This is a genomic window from Actinophytocola sp. (assembly GCF_035712165.1).
Classification (GTDB): domain Bacteria; phylum Actinomycetota; class Actinomycetes; order Mycobacteriales; family Pseudonocardiaceae; genus DASYTH01.
Genome location: NZ_DASTBH010000091.1, coordinates 1 through 8,217, shown reverse-complemented (window position 1 = coordinate 8,217; position 8,217 = coordinate 1). Strand labels below are relative to the sequence as shown.

Genomic DNA, 8,217 nt, shown 5'->3' with positions numbered 1-8,217 from the left:
GCCCGGGAGATCGACTCCTCGAGCGCCTCCCGCACGGCCGGGTCCAGCTCGCGCAGCGCGTGGGTCAGCCGCAGCGCCGGCACCCGCACGGTCTCCGGGCGCACCCGGTCGAACCGCTCGGTGTACTGCAGCGCCGCGTCCACCCCGCGCTCCCGCACCGCGTTGATCATCGGCCGGACCTGGTGCAGCACCGCGTCCACGTCCACCTCGGCGCGCGGCAGGATGGCGCGCAGTTCGGCCGGCGACGGAACTCGGTCACGCAGGTCGATACGGGTGAGCATGAGCTTTAGGGTATGCCCATCAGCTTGACCTTTAACGGGGCGTCCACCTGTGCAGGTTCCACCACGCGCCCCAGGTGAAGTCCGCACGGTCGGCGTCGGTCACCGGTTGGTAGCCGGTCCAGTTGTTCCGCATAACGTAGGTGTGATCCGGCGCCGCGAGCACCACCATCGTCGGCGCGCCCAGGTAGGCGCGCTGCAGCTTGCGGTACGCGGCGGCCCGCTGCGCCGGGTCGCTCGCGGTGTGCCCGGTGTCCAGCGCCGCGTCCGCCGTCGGATTGATCTTGCCGCGCAGTTGTTGGTACAGCCCGAAGTCCGGGTCGAACGGGTTGCCGAACGCGGCCAGCGCCGCGTCCTGCCCGGCCCGGGCGGTCAGCGTCGCGTGGTCGGCCGCCTTCGCCTCCACCCGCACCCCGATGCCCTGGGCGGCGGTCGCGAACGCGGTGGCCAACTCCCGGGAGATGCTGTCCCGCACCGGGTAGAGCAGCGTGAACGCGGCGGGCACGCCGGCCCGGGTCCGGGTGCCGTCCGGCCCGGGCAGCCAGCCGGCCTCGGCCAGCGTGTCCAGCGCCTTGGTCACGTCGTAGGGGTATTCGGCGGCCGGCTCGACGAACTCGGCGAGCACCGGCGGCACCGGCGTGGACGCGCTCGTGCCTTTGCCCGCAAGCGGACCCTCCACCAGCGCCTTGCGGTTGACCCCGTAGTTCAGCGCCAGCCGCAACGCCGGGTCGGCGGTCACCGGGTTGGTGTCCGGCAGTCGCACCGCACGCAGGTCCGCCGCGCCGTGCCCGACCACCTGGATGCCGCCCGCACCGTCGAACGCGCGGGCCAGCCGGGGTGGCAGCGCGGCGCCGTCCAGCTTGCCGTCCCGCATCCGCGCGGCCCGGGTGTCGTCGTCCGGAAGGAACTCGACCGTCACCTTCCTGATCTTCGGCGCACCGTCGAAATAGGACTCGTTGGCCTCGAGTGACAGTTGCGTGCCGGGCCGCCATTCGGTGAGCCGGTACGGTCCGGTGCCCGGCGGCGGCGGGCCGGCGGTGACCGGGGCCGGGGTGGCCAGCGACTGGCTGGGCACGATGCCGAGCACCAGCAGGTCCAGGAACGGGGCGTAGGGCTGGGCCAGGTCGAACCGCACGGTGCTGGTGTCCACCTGGGTGACGGCGGTCAGCACGGCGAACCGCTGGCGCACCGAGGAGGCGTAGGCCGGGTTGAGGATCGCCGCGTAGGTGGCGACCACGTCGGCGGCGTCGAACGCGGTGCCGTCGGTGAAGGTGACCCCGTGGCGCAGCCGGGCCGTCCAGGACCGCCCGTCCGGGGCGGGTTCGGGCAGGTCCTCTGCGAGGACCGGGCGCACGGACCCGTCGGCGCGGTGCTCGACCAGCCCGTCGTAGATCCGGGCGGCGCCGTGCTCGGCGAAGCCGGCCAGCGGATGCAGGCTCGCCGGCTCCTCGGCGACCGCGATCACCAGCGAGGTGCCGGCCGGGTCGCCGGAGGCGGACGGGGTGTCGGCCGTGCACGCGCTCAGGACCAGGGCGGTCGCGCTCAGGACGCCCAGGCACACCTGCGGGGACCGGGGACGGCGAGACACCGCCCGACCCTAGCTCGTCGAGGACCGGCTGCGGGTCGGATATGCGAGGCTGGGGTGCGTGCGAGCCGCTCTGTGCCAGATCACCTCCACTCCGGACCCGTCGGCGAACCTCGAACTGGTGCGGTCCGGGGTGCGGTCCGCGGCCGCCGCCGGCGCGTCGGTGGTGCTGTTCCCCGAGGCGACGATGGCCTGCTTCGGCGTTCCCCTCGGCGGGCTGGCCGAGCCGGTCGACGGACCGTGGGCCGGCACCGTTCGGGACATCGCCGAGGAGCACGACGTGCTGGTGGTGGCCGGCATGTTCACCCCGGCGCCGGACGGGCGGGTGTTCAACACGTTGCTGGTCACCGGGCGGGGCCAGCATCTGGGCTACGACAAGATCCATCTGTTTGACGCCTTCGGGTTCGCCGAGTCACGGACCGTGGCGCCCGGGTCGACGCCGGTGACCGTGCCGTTCGGCGACACCGTGCTGGGCGTGGCCACCTGCTACGACGTCCGGTTTCCCGAACTGTTCGGCACGCTCGCCGACCGGGGCGCGACGGTGATCCTGCTGGCCGCGTCCTGGGGCGCCGGGGAGGGCAAGCTCGCCCAGTGGGAGCTGCTGGTCCGCGCCCGCGCCCTGGACTCGACCTGCTGGGTCCTCGCCTGCGGTCAGGCCGACCCGCACACCCCCGACCCCAAGGCCCCCACCGGCATCGGCTACAGCACCGTCGCCACCCCCACCGGCGAGGTGCACGCCCAGCTCGCCGCCGACCCGGGGATGCTCGTGGTGGACGTGGATCCCGGTCTGGTGGAGTCGACCCGGCAGTCGATCCCGGTGCTCGCCAACCGCAGGCTGCGTTAGGCCGGACGACATGTCTCGCTTTCTGGCCACCCGGCGCGTGGCAGGTGGTCTACAGCTTGGTGGGGGCGGCTTTCCTGTTGGCGTTGTTCGGGTACCTGACGTTCGACCGGTTGGTCGCGGCGATCAGGAAGCACCGCGACCTGACGACGTGGGTGGGTTGGCTCGGACAGGCGCTGCTGATCTGTGCGCTGGTGGCCTACCGGGTGGAGGCGCCGCCGGTGCTGCGGATCGTGCGCGATGTCGCGGCGGTGGGCTGCGTGCTGTGTTTCGTGGTGTGGGCGGTGCTCAGGTATCGGAGCCGAGCAGCCGGGCGATTGCGCGGCGGGCGCGGTCCGGAGCGGTCGGATCCCGGTTGAGCCGCAGTGCGCTGTGCAGCGCCAGGATGTGGCCGGTGAGCTCGAACAGGATCTGATCCGGGTCGCTGTTCGCGGGGAGGTCGCCCGCGCCGATCGCCAGGCGGACGTGCTGGCGCAGGTCGCGCAGCCAGACTCCGGCCAGGGCGGCGAGGGTGTCGCGGACCGGGCCTTCGCGGTCGTCGAACTCGCTGGCGGCGGCGGTGAACAGGCAGCCGCCGGGCAGCGGCGGGTGCTCGTGGTAGTCCACCCAGGCGGCACACAGCGCGACCAGGCGCGGCAGGCCGGGGTCGGCGCCCCGGGCCCGGCCCGGCACCTCGCGGTCGAACAGGTCGGCGGCGGCCTCGACCACGGCGACCTGGAGCGCCTCCTTGCTGCCGAAATGGCCGAGCACGCCGGACTTGCTCATGCCCAGGTCGGCGGCCAGCCGGCCGATGGTCAGCCCGTCGAGGCCGGCCACCGAGGCGAGCACCAGGCTCCGTTCGATGATCTCCGCGCGGGTCTGGCGCGCCTGCGCCACGGATCTCCGCATGCCGCACTATAGCGTCCGAACGATCGGACGCTATAGTGCGGGGGTGCGCTACCGACTCACCAGGCTCCTCGTCGCCCCGCCGGCCCGGCTCATCTACCGGCCGGTGATCGCCGGCGCCGGCAACGTCCCCCGGCGCGGCCCGGTCATCCTGGCCAGCAACCATCTGTCGTTCATCGACAGCGTGGTGATCGCGTTGCTGGCGCCCCGGCCGGTGGTGTTCCTCGCCAAGGCCGAGTACTTCGAGTCACGCCGCACCCGCTGGTTCTTCACCGCGTTCGGCGCCGTCCCGGTGCGCCGCGGCACCTACCGCACCGCCCAGGACTCCCTGTCGGCGGCGCGAGAGGTGCTCGACGCCGGCGGCGCGTTCGGCATCTACCCCGAGGGCACCCGTTCGCTGGACGGCCGCCTCTACCGCGGCCGCACCGGCGTCGCCTGGCTCGCCCTGTCCACCGGCGCCCCCGTGGTCCCGGTGGCGCTCACCGGAACCGAGCACCTCCAACCGGTCGGCACCCGGCTGCCCCGCATCCGCCCGGTCACCATCCGCTTCGGCGCCCCGCTCACGCCCACCGGCCGCCCCGACTCCGCAAAGGACCGCCGGCGCACCACCGACGAGATCATGCACGCCATCGGCTCCCTCTCCAACCAGCCCCGCGCGGGGCACTACAACGAGCACGGGAAAGCAATGTGACGCTTGCTCTCAGGCGCGCATGACGGTGGCGATCGGGATGCGGGCGGCGCGGATGGCCGGGATGAGACCGCCGAGGACGCCCGCGGCCAGACCGGCGATCACCCCGGCGACGCCGGCCTGCCAAGGGAAGGTCACGTCGCGCAGCATGGCCTCGCGGCTGCCGAGCACCTCGCTGGCGAGGTTGAGGCCCACGATCCCGACGCCGATCGCGGCCAGCGCGGTGAGCAGGCCGATGATCAGCGTCTCGGCCAGGACGATGCCGGCCAGCAGCAGCCGCGGCATGCCGACGGCCCGGCGCAGGGCGAACTCCTCGACCCGTTCGCCGACCGTGGCCAGGCCGACGTTAAGGATGCCGGCCACGCCGATCAGCAGGACCAGCCCGGCCATGCCGAAGAAGATCAGCCGCAGCAGGTTGAGCTGGTCGACGTAGTGCTCCCTGGAGTTGACCGTCTCGGTGAAGAACTGGTCCGCGGAGACTCCCTGGCCGGTCAGCCGGGCCCGCAGCGTCTGCTCGACCCCGCGCGCCGACGGCGCGAGCAGCACCATGACCCCCGGCCCGTTCTGGTTCGCCAGTTCGCTGGCCGGCAGCCAGTTCAGCAGCTCGTCGGCCCGGACATAGGCGAACGGGCCATAGCCGGCGTCGTGCACCACGCCGGTGAACCGCGGCGTCGGATGTTGCGCGCCCGAGTTGATCTGCAGCTCGGCCGGCACCCGGTTCTGCGTGAACGCCTTGGCCGCGGACCGGTTCAGCACGATGCTCGGCGACAACGACGGCGGGCCGGAGAAGTCCAGCCACTGCCCCGCGTCCGCCTGGAACGGCCGGAACTGCCGGATGTCTCCGCTCAGACCGTTCAGCTGCACCGCGATCGCCTGCCCGGGCGGCGGTTGGGCGCCGTCCAACGACTTCGGTCCCTCGAAACCGCGGCCACCACCCCCCGGCTGGCAGGAACCGTCCAGTTCGCAGTACAGCGGGCTCACCCCGGGCTCCCCGATGACCGCGCTCGCCTGGATCACCGCGACCGCGCCGGGCACGTCCCGCACCGTCTCCAGCACGACCGGCACGGTCTGCGCCGACGGCGGCACGTAGAGGATCGTCGTGCCGTCCTTGCCCCGGTTCAGCTCGACGTCGGCCAGCAGCGCCCGGTTGGCGATCTCCAGCCCGGCCTGCACGGTGACCACGGCCAGCACGCCGAGGAACAGGCTCAGCATGGACAGCAGCGTGCGCAGCTTGCGGGCCCGGATGCCCTGGCCGCCGATGACGAGGGCGGACCGGAACCGGCCGGAGAGCGCCATCACGCCCGCACCCGAGGGCCGGCCTGGTGCAGCTTCCCCTCGCCCAGCCGCAGCACGGTGCCCATCCGCTCGGCGTGGTCGTGGTCGTGCGTGACGAGGATCAGGCCACAGCCGCGCGCGGTGCTGGCGTGCAGCGCGTCGACGACCAGGTTGCCGGTCTCGGTGTCCAGCGCGCCGGTCGGCTCGTCGGCCAGCAGCACGCGCGGCGCGCGCACCAGCGCCCGCGCGATCGCCACCCGTTGCTGCTCGCCGCCGGACAGCCGGGACGGCCGGTGTTTGGCCAGGTGCGCGATCCCGACCTGGTCCAGCGCGGCCATGATCCTGGCGCGGCGCTTGCGGCGGGACAGCCAGCCCTGGCCGTTGACCAGCGCCATGGCCACGTTCTGCGCCGCGGTGAGTTGTTTGAGCAGGAAGAACCTCTGGAACACGAACCCGAACTCGTCGCTGCGCAGCCGGGCCGCCCGGCGTTCGGAGATCCGGCTGATGTCCTTGCCGCAGAACAGGTACCGGCCTTCGTCCGGCCGGTCGAACAGCCCGATCAGGCTGAGCAGCGTGCTCTTGCCCGAGCCGGACCGACCGAGGATGGCCACGCTCTGTCCACTGTGGAGTGTCAGGTCCAGGCCGGACAGCACGTTGCGCGGTGCGCCCTGGCCCTTGAGGGTCTTGCTGATCCCGGAAAGCTCGATGAGTGGTGTCATTTCCCGCCCGGCCCTCCCGGTCCGGCGGGCGCGTCCGGCAGGTTGGGCCCGGGCACGGCGAGGGACTCGGTGCCGGTCAGCCCGGACCGGATCTCGATCACCCGGCCGTCGGTCAGGCCCAGCTCGACCTGCCTGGTCTGCCGGGTGCCGTCCGGGCTCATGACGTCGACCTGGCCGGAGCCCTGCCGCCCGGCCACCGCCTCGACCGGGGCCACCAGCACCTGGCTGGCCCGGGCGGTGATCACCTCCAGGGTGGCGGCCGCGCCGTTGATCAGCTTCACGTCGGCGGGCGCGGTGCACATCAGCCGCATCCCGGTGGCCTCCGAGCCGGAGGGCTCGCCGTTGCCCTGCGCAGGCGGTTGGGCGACGGGTGGCGCGTTCACCGGTTGTCCCTGCTGAGGCTGGGAGTCCGGTTGGGCGGGCGGCGCAGGCGGTTCCGGGATCGTGCCGGCCGGCAGCGCGGCGATGGTGCCGAGCACCGTGCACGGGAACGGTCCCGGACCGTTCTTCACCTGCGCCTGCACGGAACTGAGCGCGTCGGCGAGTTTGTAGGCCTCGGCGCTGTCGATGTCGGCGACGATGCCGTAACCGACGTACTTCGCCGACACGATCGGCATTCCGGCGGTCACCGTGGACTTGTCGTCGACCAGCCGGCCGGCCAGCGTCGCGCCCGCCGGAACCTCCACGGTGGTCGATTTGCCCCGGGTGACGATGGTGGCCACCTTGGTCGGCTTGGTCGGCGTGCCGGTCGGCGGCTTGACCTCGACGAACCGGATCTGCCCGTCGATCGGCGCCACCAGCCCGAAAATCGGGTTCATGGTGACCTTGCCGGCGAGGCTGACCTTGTTCGCCAGGTCCTGGCGGGTCAGCGTCGCGGTCGTCAGTTGGGTCCCCCGGGCGGCCAGGTCGGGTAACTGGGGCGGCGGGCCGGACGCCGAGCAGGCCGACGCCAGCAGCACCGCGGCCAGCACCGTGGCCGTGAGCTTCATCATGGCTGCGGACACTACACCGTGTGTATAGCCGCCGGACAAGGGTTCTAGCGAAGGTCCATGCCGAGGTCGAGCGCGGGCGCCGAGTGGGTGAGCGCGCCCACGGCGAGGTAGTGCACCCCGGTCTCGGCATAGGCCCTGGCCACCGCCAGGGTCAGCCCGCCGGAGGCCTCCAGCCGGGTCGGCGTGCCCGCGGCGCGGCGCACCGCCTCGGCGCACTCGGCGACGCTGAAGTTGTCCAGCAGCACCAGTTCGGCGTGTTCGGCCAGCGCCTCGTCGAGTTGGTCGAGGTTGTCCACCTCGACCTCGCACGGCAGCCCGGGGGCGTGCGTGCGCGCGGCCGCCAGCGCCTTGCCGACCGACCCGGCGGCCAGCACGTGGTTGTCCTTGATCAGTACGGCATCGCCGAGACCGAGCCGGTGGTTGACCCCGCCGCCGCAGCGCACCGCGTACTTCTCCAGCAACCGCAGGCCCGGCAGGGTCTTGCGGGTGTCCCGGATCGCGCACCCGGTGCCGGCGACCGCGGCCACCCAGGCGGCGGTCGCGGTGGCCACGCCGGACAGGTGGCAGAGCAGGTTGAGCGCGGTCCGTTCGGCGGTGAGCAACCCGCGCACCGGACCGCGCACCACCAGCGCCGGCACACCGGGCACCGCGGCCGAGCCGTCCGCTTCCCGGTGCAGCACCTCGACCGCGCCGAGCACCCTGTCGAACACGGCCACCGCCACGTCCACCCCGGCCAGGGTGCCGGGCCGGCGTGGGGTCAGCTCCGCGACCGCGACGGCGTCCGCCGGCACGGTCGCCGCGGTGGTCGCGTCCGGGCCGTACCGCAGGTCCTCCTCGAGCGCGGCGGCGATCACCCGGTCGGTGTCAGCGTCATGGTGGCTCGTCGGCTCGCTCATGCCACGCTCCGGGCCAGGCTCCGGCCGGCCAGCGCGGGCTGACCGGACGGCGTGAGCC

Annotated in this window: 10 protein-coding genes; 3 read left to right on the top strand and 7 right to left on the bottom strand. The window is 73.1% G+C overall.

The genetic code is table 11. The features are described 5' to 3' along the window. Together VFO68_RS04805 and VFO68_RS04800 are read right to left on the bottom strand one after the other, a co-directional pair. Positions 1–281, bottom strand: a 281-nt coding sequence (locus tag VFO68_RS04805) for a histidinol dehydrogenase (protein ID WP_325156923.1), incomplete at its 3' end; no start/stop codon positions are given. 31 nt (positions 282–312) lie between these two features. Further along, positions 313–1,866, bottom strand: coding sequence for an ABC transporter substrate-binding protein (locus tag VFO68_RS04800; RefSeq protein ID WP_325156922.1), 1,554 nt, complete (start codon positions 1,864–1,866; stop codon positions 313–315). A gap of 58 nt (positions 1,867–1,924) precedes the next feature. On the opposite strand from VFO68_RS04800, the gene VFO68_RS04795 reads away from it, so the two are divergent. Both VFO68_RS04795 and VFO68_RS04790 read left to right on the top strand, forming a co-directional pair. Continuing rightward, entirely contained in the window at positions 1,925–2,707 is a 783-nt protein-coding gene (locus tag VFO68_RS04795) for a carbon-nitrogen hydrolase family protein (RefSeq protein ID WP_325156921.1), read from the top strand. A 44-nt stretch (positions 2,708–2,751) separates the two neighbouring features. Next, positions 2,752–3,063: a hypothetical protein gene (locus VFO68_RS04790; protein ID WP_325156920.1), complete on the top strand. Its 312-nt coding sequence runs from the start codon at positions 2,752–2,754 to the stop codon at positions 3,061–3,063. Here VFO68_RS04790 and VFO68_RS04785 read toward each other — a convergent pair. Further along, positions 2,993–3,592 (bottom strand): TetR/AcrR family transcriptional regulator, encoded by a 600-nt coding sequence (locus tag VFO68_RS04785; RefSeq protein ID WP_325156919.1) that lies wholly within the window; start codon positions 3,590–3,592, stop codon positions 2,993–2,995. The two genes, VFO68_RS04790 and VFO68_RS04785, sit on opposite strands and share 71 nt — an antisense overlap. Positions 3,593–3,635: 43 nt before the next feature. On the opposite strand from VFO68_RS04785, the gene VFO68_RS04780 reads away from it, so the two are divergent. After that, entirely contained in the window at positions 3,636–4,280 is a 645-nt protein-coding gene (locus VFO68_RS04780) for a lysophospholipid acyltransferase family protein (RefSeq protein ID WP_325156918.1), read from the top strand. Between the two features lie 9 nt (positions 4,281–4,289). Here the strand turns inward: VFO68_RS04780 and VFO68_RS04775 are convergent, their stop codons facing one another. Genes VFO68_RS04775 through nadC form a run of 4 tightly spaced genes read right to left on the bottom strand, consistent with a single transcriptional unit; the run spans position 4,290 to position 8,159 of the window. Further along, the gene (locus VFO68_RS04775; protein ID WP_325156924.1) at positions 4,290–5,573 is read right to left on the bottom strand and encodes an ABC transporter permease; all 1,284 of its coding nucleotides are present in this window, start codon (positions 5,571–5,573) and stop codon (positions 4,290–4,292) included. Then, entirely contained in the window at positions 5,573–6,271 is a 699-nt protein-coding gene (locus tag VFO68_RS04770) for an ABC transporter ATP-binding protein (protein ID WP_325156917.1), read from the bottom strand. Before VFO68_RS04770 ends, VFO68_RS04775 begins: the two co-directional genes overlap by 1 nt. Next, complete coding sequence (locus VFO68_RS04765; protein WP_325156916.1) at positions 6,268–7,263, bottom strand: efflux RND transporter periplasmic adaptor subunit; 996 nt, start codon at positions 7,261–7,263, stop codon at positions 6,268–6,270. The genes VFO68_RS04770 and VFO68_RS04765 overlap by 4 nt, the downstream gene beginning before the upstream one ends. A 44-nt stretch (positions 7,264–7,307) precedes the next feature. Next, positions 7,308–8,159 (bottom strand): carboxylating nicotinate-nucleotide diphosphorylase, encoded by an 852-nt coding sequence (gene nadC, locus VFO68_RS04760; RefSeq protein ID WP_325156915.1) that lies wholly within the window; start codon positions 8,157–8,159, stop codon positions 7,308–7,310. Positions 8,160–8,217: the final 58 nt, after the last annotated feature.